This is a genomic window from Streptomyces sp. NBC_01235, assembly GCF_035989285.1.
GTDB lineage: Bacteria > Actinomycetota > Actinomycetes > Streptomycetales > Streptomycetaceae > Streptomyces.
The window spans coordinates 160040-177239 of record NZ_CP108513.1; the positions used below are offsets into that span (position 1 = coordinate 160040).

At 68.6% G+C, this 17200-nt stretch carries 15 protein-coding genes and 5 pseudogenes; 7 read left to right on the forward strand and 13 right to left on the reverse strand.

The annotated features are described in order from the left end of the window. Positions 1-52: 52 nt before the first annotated feature. The 5 genes and pseudogenes from OG289_RS00545 to OG289_RS00565 all read right to left on the reverse strand — a co-directional run bounded on the left by OG289_RS00545 (position 53) and on the right by OG289_RS00565 (position 3988). Positions 53-1252, reverse strand: coding sequence for an MFS transporter (locus tag OG289_RS00545; protein ID WP_327312012.1), 1200 nt, complete (start codon positions 1250-1252; stop codon positions 53-55). After that, complete coding sequence (crcB, locus tag OG289_RS00550; protein ID WP_327312013.1) at positions 1249-1620, reverse strand: fluoride efflux transporter CrcB; 372 nt, start codon at positions 1618-1620, stop codon at positions 1249-1251. Before crcB ends, OG289_RS00545 begins: the two co-directional genes overlap by 4 nt. Beyond that, positions 1617-1998 (reverse strand): annotated as a pseudogene (locus OG289_RS00555) (DUF190 domain-containing protein). Before OG289_RS00555 ends, crcB begins: the two are co-directional and overlap by 4 nt. After that, positions 1998-2481: pseudogene (locus OG289_RS00560) on the reverse strand (FluC/FEX family fluoride channel). Before OG289_RS00560 ends, OG289_RS00555 begins: the two co-directional pseudogenes overlap by 1 nt. Before the next feature lie 205 nt (positions 2482-2686). Then, the gene (locus OG289_RS00565) at positions 2687-3988 is read right to left on the reverse strand and encodes an ISL3 family transposase (protein WP_327312014.1); all 1302 of its coding nucleotides are present in this window, start codon (positions 3986-3988) and stop codon (positions 2687-2689) included. Between the two features lie 110 nt (positions 3989-4098). Here OG289_RS00565 and OG289_RS00570 point away from each other — a divergent pair, with 110 nt between their 5' ends. Next, the gene (locus OG289_RS00570; RefSeq protein ID WP_327312015.1) at positions 4099-4692 is read left to right on the forward strand and encodes a YdeI/OmpD-associated family protein; all 594 of its coding nucleotides are present in this window, start codon (positions 4099-4101) and stop codon (positions 4690-4692) included. A gap of 120 nt (positions 4693-4812) precedes the next feature. Next, positions 4813-5247: a DMT family transporter gene (locus OG289_RS00575; protein ID WP_327312016.1), complete on the forward strand. Its 435-nt coding sequence runs from the start codon at positions 4813-4815 to the stop codon at positions 5245-5247. 38 nt (positions 5248-5285) lie between these two features. Here OG289_RS00575 and OG289_RS49500 read toward each other — a convergent pair whose 3' ends face one another. Further along, a complete protein-coding gene (locus tag OG289_RS49500; protein ID WP_442818853.1) occupies positions 5286-5432 on the reverse strand; it encodes a hypothetical protein in 147 nt (48 codons plus the stop codon). 661 nt (positions 5433-6093) lie between these two features. On the opposite strand from OG289_RS49500, the gene OG289_RS00585 reads away from it, so the two are divergent. Together OG289_RS00585 and OG289_RS49505 are read left to right on the forward strand one after the other, a co-directional pair. Continuing rightward, entirely contained in the window at positions 6094-6639 is a 546-nt protein-coding gene (locus tag OG289_RS00585) for an RBBP9/YdeN family alpha/beta hydrolase (RefSeq protein WP_327312018.1), read from the forward strand. A 76-nt stretch (positions 6640-6715) separates the two neighbouring features. Further along, positions 6716-7419, forward strand: a pseudogene (locus OG289_RS49505) (integrase core domain-containing protein); the annotation flags it as partial. A 96-nt stretch (positions 7420-7515) separates the two neighbouring features. Here OG289_RS49505 and OG289_RS00595 read toward each other — a convergent pair. Beyond that, positions 7516-8037 (reverse strand): hypothetical protein, encoded by a 522-nt coding sequence (locus OG289_RS00595; protein WP_327312019.1) that lies wholly within the window; start codon positions 8035-8037, stop codon positions 7516-7518. A gap of 1447 nt (positions 8038-9484) precedes the next feature. Between OG289_RS00595 and OG289_RS00600 the strand changes: the two are divergent. Further along, positions 9485-10117: pseudogene (locus tag OG289_RS00600) on the forward strand (transposase); the annotation flags it as partial. A gap of 244 nt (positions 10118-10361) precedes the next feature. Here OG289_RS00600 and OG289_RS00605 read toward each other — a convergent pair. Next, positions 10362-11495 (reverse strand): FAD-dependent oxidoreductase, encoded by a 1134-nt coding sequence (locus OG289_RS00605; protein WP_327312020.1) that lies wholly within the window; start codon positions 11493-11495, stop codon positions 10362-10364. Positions 11496-11919: 424 nt separating this feature from the next. Further along, positions 11920-12213, reverse strand: coding sequence for a hypothetical protein (locus OG289_RS00610; RefSeq protein ID WP_327312021.1), 294 nt, complete (start codon positions 12211-12213; stop codon positions 11920-11922). Positions 12214-12493: 280 nt separating this feature from the next. Between OG289_RS00610 and OG289_RS00615 the strand changes: the two genes are divergently transcribed. Further along, complete coding sequence (locus tag OG289_RS00615; RefSeq protein ID WP_327312022.1) at positions 12494-13279, forward strand: DUF5995 family protein; 786 nt, start codon at positions 12494-12496, stop codon at positions 13277-13279. Between the two features lie 81 nt (positions 13280-13360). Here OG289_RS00615 and OG289_RS00620 read toward each other — a convergent pair. The 4 genes and pseudogenes from OG289_RS00620 to OG289_RS00635 form a co-directional block, all read right to left on the reverse strand. Next, positions 13361-14251 (reverse strand): annotated as a pseudogene (locus OG289_RS00620) (IS982 family transposase). A gap of 66 nt (positions 14252-14317) precedes the next feature. Next, positions 14318-14698: a YrdB family protein gene (locus tag OG289_RS00625; protein ID WP_327312023.1), complete on the reverse strand. Its 381-nt coding sequence runs from the start codon at positions 14696-14698 to the stop codon at positions 14318-14320. 584 nt (positions 14699-15282) lie between these two features. Then, positions 15283-15651 carry a VOC family protein gene (locus OG289_RS00630; RefSeq protein WP_327312024.1) on the reverse strand — a complete coding sequence of 123 codons (369 nt, stop codon included), beginning with the start codon at positions 15649-15651 and terminating at the stop codon, positions 15283-15285. A gap of 205 nt (positions 15652-15856) precedes the next feature. Continuing rightward, positions 15857-16603 (reverse strand): dienelactone hydrolase family protein, encoded by a 747-nt coding sequence (locus tag OG289_RS00635; RefSeq protein ID WP_327312025.1) that lies wholly within the window; start codon positions 16601-16603, stop codon positions 15857-15859. 106 nt (positions 16604-16709) lie between these two features. Here OG289_RS00635 and OG289_RS00640 point away from each other — a divergent pair, with 106 nt between their 5' ends. Next, positions 16710-17192 (forward strand): MarR family winged helix-turn-helix transcriptional regulator, encoded by a 483-nt coding sequence (locus tag OG289_RS00640; protein ID WP_327312026.1) that lies wholly within the window; start codon positions 16710-16712, stop codon positions 17190-17192. Positions 17193-17200 lie beyond the last annotated feature (8 nt).

Sequence of the window (17200 nt, forward strand, 5' to 3'; positions counted from 1 at the left end):
TGCCCGACGGCGGTGTGCCCCCAGCCCCTTGCCCCCTTGACTCTCCTGGGAATCAGCGCCGAGTGGCTCGCGTGGCGGCCAGTAGCACCAGGGCGACGACCTGGATGGCGACCACAACCGTGATCAACAGGGGGATCGAGTAGCCGTACAGGCCGCCGGCCAGTGCGCCGCCGGCCAGACTGGCCGCGCCGACAACGCCGGCGAACAGGCCGTAGGCGGTCGCCCGCCGTCCGCTGGGCACCAAATCCGCGACGGTGGCGCGCAGAGTGGACTCCTGGATGCCCATGACCGCGCCCCACATCAGGGACCCGGCCACCGCGATCGCGACCGTATTGGTGAACGCCAGCATCACGACTGCGGCGGTCAAGGGCGGCAGCGCCATCAGCACGCGAGCGCCGTGGAGGTCGTACAGCCAGCCGGTCACCAGTGCGGCCAAGGCGTCGACGGCCATGGCGGCGGCGTAGAGCACCGGCACCCAGGCCGCTGCCATGAGGTGCCGCTCGACAAGGTGGTACGACAGGACGCCGAAGGTGGCGAACCCGGCTGTGGTGGCGGCGGTGAACGCCGCGTACGTCCAGAAGGCGGCCGGAAGACGGCCGTCGGTCTCCGCCGCCTCGCCCGTGTTCGCTGTCGCCTCCCGCTCGTACACCTCCGGGTCCGGCACCCGGGCCCGCAGCCACACCAGCAGCCCCAGCACCGCAACACCCGGAACAGCGAGCACGCCCAGCGCCGGTCCGTAGTCGCCACCGGTAATCGCGAGCATGCCGGCCACGACGAGCGGTCCGACCAGCGCGCCGACCTGGTCCATCGCCTCGTGCACGGCGAAGCCGCGCCCGCGCCCGGTCGCCGCGGTGGCGTGCGACAGCATCGTGTCCTTCGCGGGCGAGCGCACCGCCTTGCCCACCCGTTCGGCGATCACCAGCGCGCACGCCGCCCAGAGCACGCCGACCACGCCCAGCAGGGGTACGGAAGCCACGGTCAGTGCGTACCCGGCAATCGCCAGGCCCCAGAAGCGGCGTGTCCGGTCCGCCAGCGGCCCTGAAACCAGCCGCAGGCCCAGAGATGCTGCTTCCCCGGCGCCCGTTACCACTCCGACCACCAGCGCCGACGCACCGAGTGAGGCCAGCAGGGGGCCGGTGATCGAGCGGGCACCCTCGTAGACGAAGTCCGCGAGGAGGCTGACCGTGCCGAACCAGACGACGAACCGCCAGGGCCCCATCCGGGTCGGCCGCTGGGCGGACGCTCTGGTCACGCCAGCGCCTCGGCGAAGGTGACCCCGACGAACACCGCGCCCAGCCCGGCCACCACGCTCGCGATCACGTTGGCGGCGGCGAAGAACCGCGGCCCGTCCTCGGCCAGCCGCAGCGTCTCGTACGCGTACGTCGAGTACGTCGTCAGCGTCCCGCAGAGCCCGGTACCGAGCAGCACCTGCACCTGCGAGGAGGTCGGCCCGGCCACCACCGGCCCGCTCAGCAGGCCGAGTGCGAAGGAGCCCACGACGTTGACGGTGAAGGTGCCCCAGGGGAAGACGGTGTCGTGCCGTTTCTGCACGGCCCGGTCGGTCAGGTACCGCAGCGGAGCGCCTATCGCGCCGCCGGCTACTACGAGCAGCCGGTTCACGCGTTGCTCCCCCTGCCCGCGATGGGGGTGCCCCCGATCGAACGAAGTCGAGACGGGGCGAGGATGACCTCGCAGTCGTCGAGGATCACCAGTCTCTCGGAGACGAGTTCGTCGAGCTCCGGCAGAAAGGCGCGCACCAGTTCCTCGGTGTCCACGATCACGATCGCCACCGGCAGGTCCTCGCTCAGCGACAGCAGCCGCGAGGTGTGGATCAGCGACCACTCCGAAGCCCTCAATCCCCCGAAAGACGGAGGCGCCTGCCGGCCCTGCGCGGTGCACGCGGTGCACGATCTCCGAGTACAGCGGCTTGTGGTGCCAGGTGTCGTTCTCCCCGATGAAGACCGTCACCCGCAGTGCCCTGCCTGTCAGCCTGGTCATCACTGCCTCCATGCCAGAACGCGGCGCGTCGCCGTCACCGCGAGCCATACGGCGGCGAGCGCCACCAGCAGCGTCGCCGCGAGATGAGCCAGACCCGTGCGGGCGTGGCCCGAGTCCACAAGTGTCTGAATGTCGGCGGCGTACGTCGAGAAGGTCGTGAAGCCGCCCAGGACACCGATGCCGAAGAACGGTCGCGCCAGCCGGTGCGCCGCCCGCACATCCGTGATCACCACCATGAAGACGCCGATCACCGCACAGCCGACGGCGTTGATCCCAAGGGTGGTCCAGGGGAACGCGCCGGCCGAGGCCGGCCAGAGATGGCGACGCCCCGTACCGGGCGGAAGCCCCAATACCGCCGCCGAGCGCCACCACTGCCACGATCGGTCCCTGTGCCCGCCGGGACTGCTGCCGTTGGGCGGGCACGTGCAGATCGACGTCGGGGTCCGTGGGTTCGTCCACCGCCTGGGGCTTCGGGACTGTCATGAACGTACGTCTCCTACTCGCCGGGGCCCACGCACAAGCGGGCACACACCATCGCAAGTAGGGACTGTCGGCGGCACCTATGCCGCGGTTCGGGTACGGCGAGCCCCACCGCCGCGCAGTCATCGCGGATAGCCGCGCGGGGACAGCGTAGCGCGCCATCCGTTGCCGGGCCGGGGGCGGCCGCCTGCCGGCGCGAGCACACGTGTCACGGATGAACCGCTCCGGGATCGGTGGAGGCTCTATGCGTTGACTCCAGCCGCCGGTTGGGGCTGGTGTTGAGCGTAGTGGTTGGTCTCGTGCTCGTGGGGCGGGATGTCGCCGATCGCTGTGTGGAGGCGCTGGTTGTTGAACCAGAACGCGGCGACCTCGGGCCACCAGCGGTCGACGTGGTGGCGAGCTGGCGGACTTCAGGGATGTCGGAGTCCGCGCACCAGGTGAGGAACTTCCAGCGGGCGTTGCCAACTTGGTGGCGGTCGGCTCCGGTGCGGGCCAGGGCGAGGAGGGTGCGCAGGTTCTCCTTGGCTATCCAGGCCGTCAACAGTGTCTGCCCCATCTTCCCCTCGCCCAGGAGCGTGTTCCACATCGTGGCGAACTGGTCGTCGGTGAGGTCCTCGCGGCCCAGCACAAGCCGCCGTCTGGCCTTCCACTCCGGGTCGCCCGCCCGTCCGCGCCTGCCGCGGGTCTCGGCGGTGGTGCGGCGCCTGACCATGAACAGCATCTTGTTGGCGAGCTGGCCCACGTGGAAGTGGTCGACCACGACAGTGGCGTGCGGCAGGCCGATACGGATCGCGGCGCGGTAGGTGGCCGACATGTCGATGGCGACGTAGCCGATGCCCCTTCTCCAGTCCAGGTCGGTGGTGGCGAGCCAGGCCAGGACGTCGGCGACGGTGCGGCCCTCGACCTGTCCGAGCAGCCCGCCGTGACCGAGGGCGTCGCCGAAGCCGGTGTGCCACCGGTCCCGGGTCAGGCGCCACTTGCCGGTATCCGCATCCCGTTCCCAGCGGGGCCGTCCGCGCCGGGTCTCGTCGATGCCCAGGACTGTGACCTGCGGCAGTGTTGCCTCGGCGACGTCGCGGGCCTGCGTGCGGAAGGCTTCCATCACGGTCGGCCAGGACAGATGCAGATCCCGCGCGGCCTGGATGACCGTGGAGCCGGCATCGCGTATGCGGCGCCCGGCCTCACCCCGCAGCCGGCCGGTCAGCCTGGCACCGGCCGGAATCTGCGGGATCTGCTCGGTGAAGGACCGGCGAGGGCAGCCGGCCTCGCGGCACCACCAGCGGCGCTTGTGCCGGCGGAACTCCAAACCGCTCTCGCCGTAAGGGAGATCGCGCGGGCGGGTCACCGCCGAGCCCTTCACCCGGGTGGCGAACACTCCGCAGGCCGGGCAGGCCCTGGCTGTCTCGTCGGCCGTGACCAGGTGAACTCGGCGCCTTCCGTCGGCCAGCCGCTCGACCCGCGCGACGGACACCCCCTCGAGGTCGAGCAGCAACGTCGTATCGTTGAGCAAGCCCGCGGCTCCTGCATGATCGTTCTGCGTTGAGAACAGGGATGATCACGCAGGTCCACAGGCATCCTGCATCCGGGGCCGTGCCCGAATGCGTCACGACAATCGGCCGGGTGTGGTTCGCTGCTGGGGTGACTCAGGACTTGGAGATCGTCGCATTCGAATCCGCCGAGGCATTCCAGGCATGGCTCGGCGAGAACCACGCCGTCTCGTCCGGCATCTGGCTCAAGCTTCGCAAGAAGGGCCCCGGAATCGTCGCGCTGGACTACGCCCAGGCGCTCGACGTGGCACTCTGCTACGGCTGGATCGACGGCCAGAAGGCCAAGTTCGACGACCAGTGGTGGCTCCAGCGGTTCACCCCGCGCAAGCCGCGCAGCAAGTGGTCCAAGGTCAACCGGGACAAGGCGGCCGCCCTGATCGAGCAGGGCCGGATGCATCCCCAGGGGCAGGCCGAGGTCGACCGCGCCAAGGCGGACGGCCGCTGGGAGGCGGCCTACGACGGCGCGAAGACCGCCACGGTGCCGGACGACCTCGCGGCGGCCCTGACCGCCGACCCGGCCGCGGCCACGTTCTTCGAGACGCTGGACCGGCAGAACCGCTACGCGATCCTGTACCGGGTCCAAGACGCCAAGAAGCCCGAGACCCGGGCGCGCCGGATAGAGAAGTACGTAGCGATGCTGGCGAAGGGCGAGAAGCTGCACCCGTAGTCCCGAAGAGGGACCGCAGCCGTGTAGTACCCCGGGGCCCGGCGCGCCTGCGGCCCCGGTCTGGCGAGTGGAGCCGCCACCGCGGCGGCCGGGCCCCATGGTGATGCGGTCTCCGGGCTCGTGTTCGGCATTCTGGCCGGGCTCGCCTACGCCGGATACCTCTCCCTCATGCGTGTCGGCAGCGGAATCGGGTCCGCTGCCATTCCCGTGTGTCTTTCCACCACCTCAACTGCCGTCGTCGCGGCCGTGATCGGCGGGCTGTGGGGCGGGGTGGACCCCACGCCCCCATGGGGAGCCCTCGGTTGGTTGACCGCGCTTGCCCTTATCGGGCAGGTGCTCGCCTGGCTCGTGATCACAGCCGCCCTGCCGAGGCTCCAGCCGTCGGTCAGTGCCACTCTCCTTCTTCTCCACCCGGCGCTGGCCATCCTCATCGGGTTCGGAATCGGGGAACGCCCCACCGTGATGCAGTTGATCGGCTGCGCGGTCGTGATCGGGACCGTTTGGTTCACGACACGCCAGGGCCCGTCCAAAGGCGCGGCACTCCGCACGAGGTAGAGGCACGCTTGTCCAGATCCGAACATGGTGCGAGGAGCCTAGATGTTGCGGGTCATGACGTTGTCGCCGGTGCTGTTGGCAGCGACTTGGGGGTAACTGCGCAGGACGAGGGAGGTGGTGACCGGTCCGTTGCGGGCGACGGAGTCCACGAGTTGCTCAAGGCGTTCGGCGTGAGAACAGTGCACGTCCAACAGCAGGCAGTCCTCACCGGTAACGCGGAGGCTCGAGACGACCTCGGGAGTCCGGGCGGCGAGGGTGAGTGCTTGGGACGGTTGCGCGTGAATGGTGCGTAGCCGGAGGACGGCATGGATGTTCGGCGCCACTGCGACTGGGGCGACGACGGCGCGGTAGCCGGTGATGACCCGGTTCTTGTCCAGGCGTTGGATGCGGGGGCCGGCTGCCGGTTGGGCCAGCCCGACCCGGCGTCCGACCTCGGCTCCGGTGAGTCGGCCGACCGTCGAGGACGGTGCGGTGGCGCGGCGCGCAGAACGTGGTGGCCCGGCCGTCCAGGACCACGGTGACCTCGCTCGTGGGGACGTCGGTGGTGGTGTCGCCCCGTTCCGTCGCCGGCCGGCCGGGTGGCGCGGGTGGCTCGTCGTCCGCGTGGAACAGCTCCTGGTGGACGCTGTCGGCCGGGACGCCGAGGCCGGAGAGCATGGCGCGGGCGTCTCGGACCATGCAGCATGTCCAAGATGGCCCGGTCGATCCCGTCGAGTGATTCCGTCATTGCCGCCCCCACCTTCTTTGAGATCGCTTGCTGAGTTTGGTAGCTGCCGCTGATCCATCGAGAATCGCTCCAGGGTGCGCCCCGAAGTGCGAGGGTCACGACTGGAAGGGCAGTAAGCGATGGTCGCGTACGTCATCATCCCCGGGATCGACGGCTCGGATGAGAGGCACTGGCAGAGCTTGTGGGAAAACCAGTGGGGAGTCTCTGCGGTCCGGATCGCACCGGCCTCGTGGAGCATGCCGGACCTGCCGGACTGGGTTGCCGCGGTTCAGGCAGCCTACGAGATCGCTTCTCGGCATGACGGCCAGGTGGCGCTGGTGGCTCATAGCCTTGGCTGCTGGGCAGCAGCTCAGTGGCTGGACAGGGTGCGACCCGATGGGGTTGCGGCGTTCCTGGTCGCGCCGCCCGATCCCCAAGGACCGGCGTTCCCACGTCAGGCCGCATCAACGTTCCTGGACCTGTCCGCTCGCCCCTTGTCCTGCCGGAGTCTGATGGTGGCCAGCGACGACGACCCCTACTGCGACCCGGCGACGTCCGCCTCATTCGCGCACGAGTGGCAGGCCCAAGGGCATCTCCTCGCAAGCCACGGCCACATCAATTCCGACAGCGACCTCGGCGACTGGCAGGCCGGCCGGAAACTCCTTCGCACGCTCGTCGACCGCTGAGATGACCGATCCGACGCGCAGGCACCACAGCCTCGCGTCGACGCCGGCTCCCTCCCCGCGCAGAATGCCCGCGCGCATGCCGCATCGCAATGCCTCGTTGTCTCCCGACGGCCGGCGCCGTCTGTTCGACCGCTGCCGGACCCGCCCGATCACCCACCTCGCCGTAGGAATGGGAATCTCTCGCGCATGCGCGTCGAGTGGGCCGACCGCTTCCGCCGCCATGGCGACGCCTCCTGGATCGCGCCCAGCGCCACACCGGCAAGCCACAGCAACGGACACCGACGTCGTTTCCCGGCGTGGGTCGGCGCAAGAAGGAGACGGAACGTGGCAGCTACGTCCATCTACGCTCCGCGGTCGACAGGTACAGCCGCCTCGCCTCCACCGAAGCACTGCAGGACGAGAGGACAGCCATCGCGATCGGTTTCCTGCACCGGGCGAGGGCGTGGTTCGCCGCGCACGGGATTACCAAGATCGAGCGGTTCGTCACCGACAACGGCTCCCGCTACCGGGCAGGCGTGTTCGCCCGTGCCCTGCTCGGGGCCCCGAACCAACGGATCACCCGTACACGCCACGGCATAACGGCAAGGTCGAGAGGTAGAACCGCATCCTTGCTGAAGGGTTCCTCTACTCCCTGACCTGGCCATCGGAACAGCACGTGCCGACGCCCTGGCAGTCTGGAACGTCCACTACGACTACCACCGGCCACACACCGCTGTCGGTAGCCGCCCTCCAGCAGACCGATTGCGCGACGGCGTAACCAACGTCATGGCCTCATATAGCCATGCGGCCGCCAGGCAGGGTAGCGGCCAGGGCGCGTGGCGTGACGGGTCTCGCGGAAGCGTGGTCGGCCGGTCCGGCACGCCGCCCTGCGGACGGTCAGGCGGTGCGGCAGAGCACCGCCTGGTCGGCGGGTGCCGCGGCGCGGGCCACGGCCGCGTGCACGGGACGGACGGTGCGGACGGCGGCCGCGACCTGCGAGCGGTTCCGCGCGAAGACAACGAGGCGCAACACCGCGAACCGCGCAACACCGGCGAGTGCGGAGGCGGACAGGTAGACGACCTGCTCGATCGCCGCGCTGGGTGCCGCCACCAGCTGCTTCAGGACAAACATCGCCACGCAGGTCACCGCATACGCGGCCGCCGCGGACCCGGCCGACTGCGCATGCTGGCGCCAGGTCGCGCGCCCGCCCCCGCCGAAGGTGAAGCGGGCGTGCAGCTCGGTGGCGAGGAGCGTGGAGGCCACAGTGATCAGGGCGTTGGCCAGCACCCAGGGAATCCAGGAGGCGAGGGCCGCCACGGCGAAGCTGGAGGCGAGCCCCACCCCGCCGCCACAGAGCACGAAGCGGGCGAAGGCCGTGAAGGTGCCGGGTGCCGCCTGCTGACACTGCGGCGTCTCCATGATCGGCCCCCTGTGATCACCCACTCCGCGAAACGCGCACCTCTCGATTTCTGAGACCCTCCACCCCGTTTTTCTCATGATGGAAACGCTACGTTGCGTTCAAATATTGAGCAACAACATTGTTGCAAAATATCTACATCACTGCAGGTGAGAGCCGAGAAATCGTTGCAATGGCCCCATCTTAACGCAACACACAAACCGCTGTTCGTTGCAATGAATTGGAAAGAACGCTACACCCGAGGCACCACTCGACCTGCAAGCGCACCAGCCGCGCACCACAGCGCACCCAACAGCAGACGCCCCAACCCGGCAGGCACGCTCGGCCTCGCCAGGCGGATCGAACCCGGCCGACCTTGACCGGCACTGCCCGCACGACCCAGGCACACAGCCAGGGGCCACGCCGCCCGCCCTGCAACCGACCCGCCCTCGAAAGTTTCGGCTCAGCGAGGTACGGACCGACGACGCTTTGACCCCAGACGTCACGGAAACGCGGTCATCACCCGCCACCTGGCCACTGACCGCTTCAGTCGCCGAGTCGGTGGTTGCCGCCACCGCGCCGGACGCTTCCTCAGCCCTCCCTGTGGCCGGACAGGGCTTTCGATTTGCCCCAGCGCGCGCCTCGTGAACAAACCTGCTGGACTCGGGGCGGCCGTGCTGGTGGGTCTGGGCACGTGGTTCTTCGACCGTGCCCGGGCGCGGAGGGAAGCGGACCTGACCGCCTGAAGCCCCCGTCGTCAGCGATGAGCTTGACGTTTGCTGTAAAGAAACAGCTGAGGCGTTGGCGGTCGCGTTGACGCGGACCTGCTCCGACGGCGACACGGGTGGCTCGGGCGGCGTTCAGCGGGTCTGGGCACAAGTTTCGTGAGCCGACTACACGCTGCAGTTATTGAACTCCTTTCGGGCGGTGCGCAAGGCGCCCTGATATCGCTCCTCGTGCGGGTGGCGCGGCTGACATTCGGTGGCCGTGAGCCAAGTGTTGTCGCGGCTGCAGGAACTGCTGTTCCCGTCGGTTGCCGGTGTCGTGGTCGTGGCCATGCGTGCGGCTCCTGGCACAGGCCAGGGAGCGCTTCAGGGGCGGCGGCCAGGTGGGCGATGCCCACCTGGCGACCATGCTCTGGGCCATGGCAACGGCCTTCCTCGGTGACCAGGAGTCCGCCCTGGGAGTACGTGACCGAGGCCGAGGCCCATGGCGCGGGCCGGGCACGTTCCGGGGCGCTGTGGGGCATGGGCTCGCGGAGCTCCGACACGGCGATCGATCAGCTCGGCGGCCGTCGCCGTACGGCCCTCGCGAAGCAACAGGGCTGCCAGCAAGGCACGTTGCTGAGGCGAGCCTGCGCTGAGCGGCTCCTCGCCAACCCAGCGGCGCAACGGGCCGAGCACGCTGAAGCGGAAGAGGTCGAAGCGCCGCATCGCCTCCCCGATAGTGGCGGCGAACAGCACTTTGGTATCCCCGGCCGGCCTGCGAAAGGCCGGTCGCCGCAGGCTCGTTGGGGTGATCCGACCGAAGGCCCCGCGCATGGCCCAGCGACTGATCGACGAAGTCTTCGACGCGCTCGACGAGCAGACCGTCGTCGTCCCCGGGACCGGCACCCTCGACGTCGTGATCCCCTCCCTGGCCCGCTCGCTCGCCTCCGCCCACGAACAGCGACGAGCTCTGGAAGCGCAGATCAGACAGTTGCTGAGGGCTCACCCTCTTTCCGCGGTCCTGACCTTGATGCCGGGGGTCGCAGTCAGGACCGCCGCCACCTTGCTGGTCACCGTGGGCGACGGCACGAGCTTCCCCACCGCCGCCCACCGCGCCTCCTGCGCCGGCCTCGCCCCGACAACAAGGTCGCCGGGAACCTCGTTCCACGGCCAACACGCTCCCAAGGAGGCAGCCGGCAGCTCAAACGCGCGATGTTCCTGTCCGCGTTCGCCGCCCTGCACGATCCCGCCTCCCGCACTGCTACGACCGCCGCCGGGCCAGCGGGAAGACCTGCACCCACGCCACCTCCGCCTCGCCCGCCACCGCATCAGCGTGCTCTTCGCGATGCTCCGCGACGGCACGTTCTACGACCCCCGCACCCCACGCTCGCTTGACGAAAGGCATAGAGTCACCACCGTCCCTGCTCCGGGCACGGCGCGGCGCAGTACCCCGCTGCATCAGCCTCGTCGACGACCTCGTCCCCCGCGAACAGCAGGTCAAGCTACGGCCATGCGAAAAGCGAGGATTGCGCAAGCGTTTGGGGAACGGTCATGGTGACCGTTCCCCAAACGGAAGTCAGGGAGCGGGTGAGGCACCTGAGCACGAGGTGACGGTCACCGTGGTGACCTCGGCCAGGGGCTCACGGGGTCTGCTCGTCTTCGGTGAACGCGGTGATCAGGCCGTGGGGTGCGTCGTCGCCGAAGAGGAACTCGTTGAGTCGGGTGCCTTCTGCGGCGGCTTCGGTGCCGCGGGGGAACATCGCCTGCTCGTACTCGGTGAGGGCGACTTCGACGTCGTCGGGGTGCGCGGCGATGACCTTGCCGAGTTCCGCGCCGTCGTACATCGCCAGGTTGGCGCCTTCACCGTTCGGGACCGAGAGGTGGGCGGCGTCACCGAGCAGGGTCACCCCCGGCAGCCGATCCCACCGGTGCCCGATCGGCAGAGCGTTGAGGGGGCGCAGGACCGGCGCGGTGTCGCAGTCGGTGATCAGCGCGGTGAGCTCCGGTGCCCAGCCGTCGAACTCCTGCGCGATCCGCGCGGTGGCCGCGGCGGCATCGGTGAAATCGATGGCGGCGAACCAGTCCTGCGGCTCGGTGAGCGCTATGTAGGTGTGCAGGGTGCCGCCCCTCTCTCGGTGAGCCTGGATTCCCTTGCCCGGCGCGAGTGCGAGCAGCGAGCCGCCCCCGACCGCCTTCGCGGCGGCAGGGTGCCGGGTGTCGGCGTCGAACAGGTAGGTCTCGACGAACGATCGGCCGACGTACTCGGGGGTGGTGATGGAGAGCAGTGGCCGAACCCGTGACCACGCGCCGTCAGCGCCGACCAGCAGGCTCGTGACGACGGTGCCGCCGTCGGCGAAGGTCACCTCGTGGCGGCCCTTGCCGAGGGCACGGACACTGCTGACCTTGTGGCCCCACCGGACAGTACCGGCCGGGAGCGAGTCGAGCAGGATCTGCCGCAGCTCGCCGCGCTGGACCTCGGGGCGTCCACCCGTGCCGTCGTCGGATTGGTCGAACAGGACGGTCCCGTCCCGGTCGAGGATCCGCATCGCCTGGCGGCCCTCCAGAACGAGGCTGCGGAACTCGTCGATCAGGCCCGCCTCCTGCAGAGCCAGTTGGCCGTTGTAGTCGTGGATGTCGAGCATCCCGCCCTGCATGCGAGCCGTCGGTGAGGGCTCCGCCTCGTAGACCGTGGCCGGGATGCCGTGGACGTGGAGGACGCGGGCGAGAGTCAGTCCTCCGAGCCCAGCGCCGATGATCGTGACGTCAGTGGTCATGGTGATTCCTTGCGTGTCGCACGCCTGCCGGATGGGCACCCGGCAGGATCTCTGGAAAGGTTCCAGACCCCGCCGACAAGCCGCCGACATCGGACCGACAGCCCCCGACAGGTGACCGAGACGGCGGCTCCGCCGCTCGATCGCCCCGGGTCGAAACGCCGACCAGCCAGGAGGAGGCTTAGGGCTCGCAGAGAATTAACTTGTGGGTTTTGGAACTTGACGCCCCAGGTCAGCGCACCGATCGCCCGCAGGTTGTTCTTCTGCGAGCCCTTACGACCTCCCCCGCGATTGGGGGCGGGGCACGCTGGCGTGATGTGGGTCGGACGGTTCAGCAGGCCGTGGGGACGGCGGGCACGAGTTCGGTGCTGGGCCGGTGGCGAGCGGCTCACTTCGCGGCGCGGTCAGAGACCAGGCAGGCGATCGCTCAGTGTCTCGGCGTTGGGCTGGCGGCGTCCTGTCCAGCGCTGCGAAGGGCGCCATTGAGGCAGTTCGGCGTTTGCGTGTCCGACAAAGGCTTCGCCGGGAGGACTGGCGACGCTTGGCCTGCCGCCAGCCGTACCCGTCCGGTGATCGCTCCTTCGCCGAGGTTCTTCGGCTTTCGGGGCGGAGCGCTCACCTGGTCGGGGAAGTCGTTGGCAAGTCCCCGGTAGCCTTCGTCGACCTCGGCTTTCACGGGTGGGTAGCGCCGGAGCTGTTCAGCGATGTCCTTGGCGCGCATTGCGGTCTTGGGTGCTCTTGATCGTGTTGTGCTTGCGCCTGCCGGGGAAGAAAAAGGCACTGAACTTGTCGTTCAACCCCCATGGCCCCACGCGCAGTCCCGTTCCCCGGTGTGCGCCGCGGCCGTGGCCGTGGCGGGGAGACGAGCGGTGCTCCCGTCCCGGTTCCTGTAGGGCGGGGCCCCTCCCCGGTGTGCCGTGGTAGGACGGGGCTGCAATCGGCACTGCGGACAGCAGCCAGAGTGCGGGCCGAACGAGGGTACCGCGAAAGGGGAGTTGGGCATGGCGGCAGAGAACATCGACGATGTCGTGGACGGGCTTGCCGGGATCGTGCGGGAGGCCGGCCGCGACGGTGACCGGGTCGGGTACTTCGCGGCGCTGTACCGACAGGTGACCGTTGAGGTCCGCACGGCCATTCACGGTGGGCTGTTCGACGACGGCGCCCGAATGGACCGTTTCGACACGCTCTTCGGCAACCGCTACTTCGACGCGTACGACGCCTGGCGTCGTGACCGGAGCGGGCCCCGTTGTTGGCGCGAGGCGTTCGGGCTGCTCGACGACGCCGACACCGTCATCGTCCAGCACCTGCTACTGGGCGTGAACGCGCACATCAGCCTCGACCTGGCCATCGCCGCCGCGCGGACGAGCCCAGGCGAGGCCATCCACGCGCTGCGGCGCGACTTTCTGCTGATCAACGACATCCTTGCGCGGGTGGTGCTGGCGGTGCAGGACTCGGTCGGCGCCCTGTCGCCACTCCTGTCCCTGCTGGATCAGGTCGGAGCCCGCACCGACGAACGGATCCTCGACTTCAGTGTCCGTCAGTCCCGCGAGGAGGCGTGGTACAACGCCGTCCTGCTTGCCGGCCAGAACGAAGAGGAGCGCGAGGCCACCATCGAGCGGCTCGACATCCGGGCCGCCGTGCTCGCCCGGTTGATAGCTCGACCGGGCGGCATCGTCCGACCGGCCCTGCAGTTGATCCGGAGCACCGAGAGTGATGACGTGCCGGCCGTCATCACTCATCTGGACAACGCCATGGAGCGACCCTCCGCCCGTCAGGGGACGGGGTGAGGCCCGGCGGATCGACCGTCCGGCATCCCGCTGGAACCGAGCCCGAACACCTGCTCACCTAGACGAGCAGGTCCTATGTGCTCAGTAATCAAATGCGATGAGGGAGCGCATGATGGGTGCTCCGGTCTTGTGGTTGTGCCAGATCGTGGGGGCCATGGCGAGGATGCGCTGGGCGACGCGGACGGCAACACCCTCGTGAGTGCGGCCGCCGTGCTGTTCCAGGCCCAACTGTCCCTTGAGCGTGTCGTTCACAGACTCGATCAGCTGGCGTACGGACTTGAGCAGTCTCGCGCCCTTGCGCTTCTTCTCCCGCTTGAACGACGGCCTCAGCAGCTCGATGCCCCGCATCGCGAGATCGTTCTCGAACTCCTTGGAGGCGAAGCCCTTGTCGGAGATCAGGGGGAGTCCGGGCCTGTCTGTGACCAGGCCGGCCTCGACGTCAAGCATGGACTGCAGTACTTCGCGCTCATCCATCTTCGGGCTCGGGCCCACAGGATCGGCATGCCAACCGGCGTGCAAACCAGGTACAGGCGTAGGCCCCAGAAGAACCGGGAGTGGGACGCGCAATACCCATATCCGGCCCAGCCCACCATCTCCGAACGTTTCGCTGTCGGCCGGAACATCCCACACGGCACTTGGTGTCGAGTCGACGATCCAGTGGTTGTCGAACCAGAAGTCCGTGTCCACGGCGAGCATCCGTATCGCCTTCTTCACCAGTGGCAATGCCGCCTTGAGGCGCTTGTTGTACCCGGACTGCTGCGGCAGGTACGGGAACATCGCGGCCAAGTGCGTGTGCGCGTACCGCAACCAGCGCGACTCGGAATGGAAGCCGAGCAGCGCCTGCGCGACCGCGAGGGTGACCAGCTCGGCATCGGCCGGCTGCGGCTGCCTACCCATCCAACGGCTGGCTTCCAGCTCATCATCGACCTTCACATACAGCGCGGTCAGCAGAGTGTCCAGGTCATTCGTCACGCAACGATCTTGGACACCCTCGTGTGTTCCCGAACGCACCGCCAACCTGATACGGCTGGGGCGGACTCAATGCCTGACCAGCCACAAGACCCGGTCCCACGACAGAAGGTGGTACACGACCAGCACACCGGCGAGCATCACGGCGAGAGTGCGGAATCCCGCCGCGTACAACGCCGCCGCACCGCCGAAGAACACAGCCAGCTCCAGCAGGAACCGCAGCGGACCAGGTGTCGCAATCACCGTCCCCCCGGACCGGGATGCATCGTCTGGGGTGGCGAAGACTCCCCACAGCACGGCCACGATCAGGGGAACGGCAACCACGCAGACATACCGCAGGGAACCAGGCACGACAGCCCATGCCCAGAGCCCGAAACACACCAGAGCCACCAGCTCCAACACGAACCTCACACCGAGAGACAACGGGTGAAAGCCATACCCGGACGACATACGCGCAGTTCCCTCCGTCGTAGTCCCTCCAGGATCACAGACCGCCGCACGGGAAGTTCAAGAACCACCAGATCAGACATCGGACTTATTCATCTAGTGTCAGAACGCGCCGTGGCTGTCGCTCGACGAAGCGATTCAGCAGGCCCACGTGAGGACGAGTCCCATGCCGACGCCCCGGGGGCCTGCGGTCCCCCGGGGCGTCGGCGGTCAACGTGCGGGGCGACATACGGATCGCACCGGAGTTGCCCTGACGCGGACCGGCGGTGATGGAGAGGCGAACAAGGCTCCCGCCCCGGCTCCCACAGAACGGGGCTTTCCCCCGATCGCACCAGCAGGACGGGGCCGTGACCATTTCTGCAGACGGCGATAAGAGGAGGCCTGTCATTCAAGGCCCCGGTGTCGAATGCGACCCGAAATTGGTCAGGTGCTGCAGCGCTTCCTCATGTTCCCGAGGACCAGCAGACGTTCGCGACCGTCGGCACCCGATTGGCGCCGGGAACGTCGCTGCCCACACGGGTCGGCGCCTTTCCGCGTCCTCAAGTGGAGTGACGTGCGTCACGTCACGTCGTGTCACGTCGCGGCGGTCAGCGCGGGCGGCGGCCCGCATCAGAGCGGCTGAGGACGCAGAACTCGTTGCCCTCTCGGTCGGCGAAGACCGTCCACGGGACGTCGCCCTGGCTCACGTCGACGGGCGTCGCGCCGAGATCCTCAAGGCGCGCGACCAAGTCCGGCTGATGGGCCGCAGAGGTGGTGGGGGTCGATGTGCACGCGGTTCTTGCCGTCTTGGGTTCCGGGACGGCAAGGATCTCGATGCAGACGGCAATGGGGGCAGGATTGGTGAAGCACTCTGGTTCGACGTTGGTCTCGTCGGGTTCGTCGCCTGTGACGTTCCAGCCGAGCGCCTCCGCCCAGAACCGGCCGAGCGCGGAGTTGTCCCGAGGCTTCATCGACATCTGAACAAGCCGCGTCGCCCTGCCGCCGGTCCTATGCCCGCGCGGATCAGGAGCCGCCCGTCCCCGGGGTTGGGGCCAGAGAGCATCCCCGTAGCGATCATGCGTCGGGCAAGGCGGGATTTTCGGTGAACGCGTCAGTGTCGCAGGGACTGCGTCGACTCAGGTGGGACGCAACATCGTCGGGTTTGGCTTCCGGGCCGGAGCGTCAGCTGTTGGCCAGGGTGCGGTCGAGCAAGGGGAGCAGACGGTCCCAGTGGCGCTGCCGTGCGGAGGGGTTGAAGGCATCGGTGTCGGACATGGTGAAGCCGTGGACGGTGCCGGGGTAGATCTCGGAGGTGTAGTCGACACCTGCGGCGTCCAGCGCCTGGTTGAGCTCGCCGAGGGCCTCGGGCGTCATGTCGGTTTCGGCATGGCCGAGGTGGACCTGGGCGGTGAGTTTGGAGAGGAGGCGGTGCAGGCTGTCGGGCCCGTCGGCGCCCACGGGGCCATGGAATCCGGCGACGGCGGCCACCTGGCCGGGGTGGGCCGCGGCGGTGCGCATCGCCAGGAGGCCGCCTATGCAGTAGCCGGTCACCGCGACCGGTCCGGCGCCGACCTCCGGCTGGGTGGCGAGGAACCTGAGGTAGGCGTCGGCGTCGCTCAGGACACGTTCGGCGGTGTGCGCCTCGATCAAAGGCATCAGCTGGGCGATGACCGCGGGCCGGACCTCTTCTCCGATGTGCTCGGGAAGTTCGATCACCGGTGCCGGGCCGTGTCGGTAGAAGAGGTTGGGGACGAGCACGTAGTACCCGTGCCCGGCCAGTTCGCGGGCCATCTCCCGCAGCACGGGCCGGATGCCGAAGCCGTCCGCGTACATCAGCACCCCGGGGTGCCGCTCGCCGTGGTCGGGGAAGGCGGCGAAGGCGTCGGCCTGGCCGTCTGCGGTGGGGATCTGCAGTGTCTTGGCGGGCAAGAGCTTCCTTTCTTGGAGTTCACTCAATCGTTTATGGCACTAACGTTTTCGGCGCGAGTGAACGTACATCGTTAGTCGGACTAACGCAACGGGTAAGGTTGACGCCATGATCAGAGCCGAAGCCGCGGACGTGCCCGACGACGGCGCGCTCAAGACGCCCGACAGGCTGCGACGGCGGGCGAGCCGACTGTTGTCGCAGCTGACCATGCGGTCGGACCGGTTGGTCAACGAGGGACTGGCCCGGGCCGACGCCCGCAAGTGGCACTACGCCGTGCTCGCCTCACTGCAGGAGTACGGGCCGGGCAGCCAGGCGGAGCTGAGCAGGCGCTCCGGCATCTATCGCAGCGACATGGTCGGTGTGCTCAACGAACTGGCCGAGCGTGATCTCGTCGAGCGGGCGCCGGATCCCGGCGACCGGCGCCGCAACGTCATCACGATCTCCTCCCAAGGCCGCCGCCACCTACGCCGCCTTGACAAGGTCCTGGACGACCTCCACGACGAACTGCTCGCACCGTTGAGTCCGGCCGAACGCGACCAGTTCGTGCAGTTGCTCACTCGCTTGCTGGACCACCACACCCGGACCTCCTGAGCCGCGTA

Excerpts from the sequence above, each read along its gene's own strand:
- OG289_RS00585 (WP_327312018.1), top strand. The coding sequence starts at position 6,094 with ATGGTCGCGTACGTCATCATCCCCGGGATCGACGGCTCGGATGAGAGG.
- OG289_RS00595 (WP_327312019.1), bottom strand. The coding sequence starts at position 8,037 with ATGGAGACGCCGCAGTGTCAGCAGGCGGCACCCGGCACCTTCACGGCC.
- OG289_RS00605 (WP_327312020.1), bottom strand. The coding sequence starts at position 11,495 with ATGACCACTGACGTCACGATCATCGGCGCTGGGCTCGGAGGACTGACT.
- OG289_RS00610 (WP_327312021.1), bottom strand. The coding sequence starts at position 12,213 with ATGCGCGCCAAGGACATCGCTGAACAGCTCCGGCGCTACCCACCCGTG.
- OG289_RS00615 (WP_327312022.1), top strand. The coding sequence starts at position 12,494 with ATGGCGGCAGAGAACATCGACGATGTCGTGGACGGGCTTGCCGGGATC.
- OG289_RS00625 (WP_327312023.1), bottom strand. The coding sequence starts at position 14,698 with ATGTCGTCCGGGTATGGCTTTCACCCGTTGTCTCTCGGTGTGAGGTTC.
- OG289_RS00630 (WP_327312024.1), bottom strand. The coding sequence starts at position 15,651 with ATGTCGATGAAGCCTCGGGACAACTCCGCGCTCGGCCGGTTCTGGGCG.
- OG289_RS00640 (WP_327312026.1), top strand. The coding sequence starts at position 16,710 with ATGATCAGAGCCGAAGCCGCGGACGTGCCCGACGACGGCGCGCTCAAG.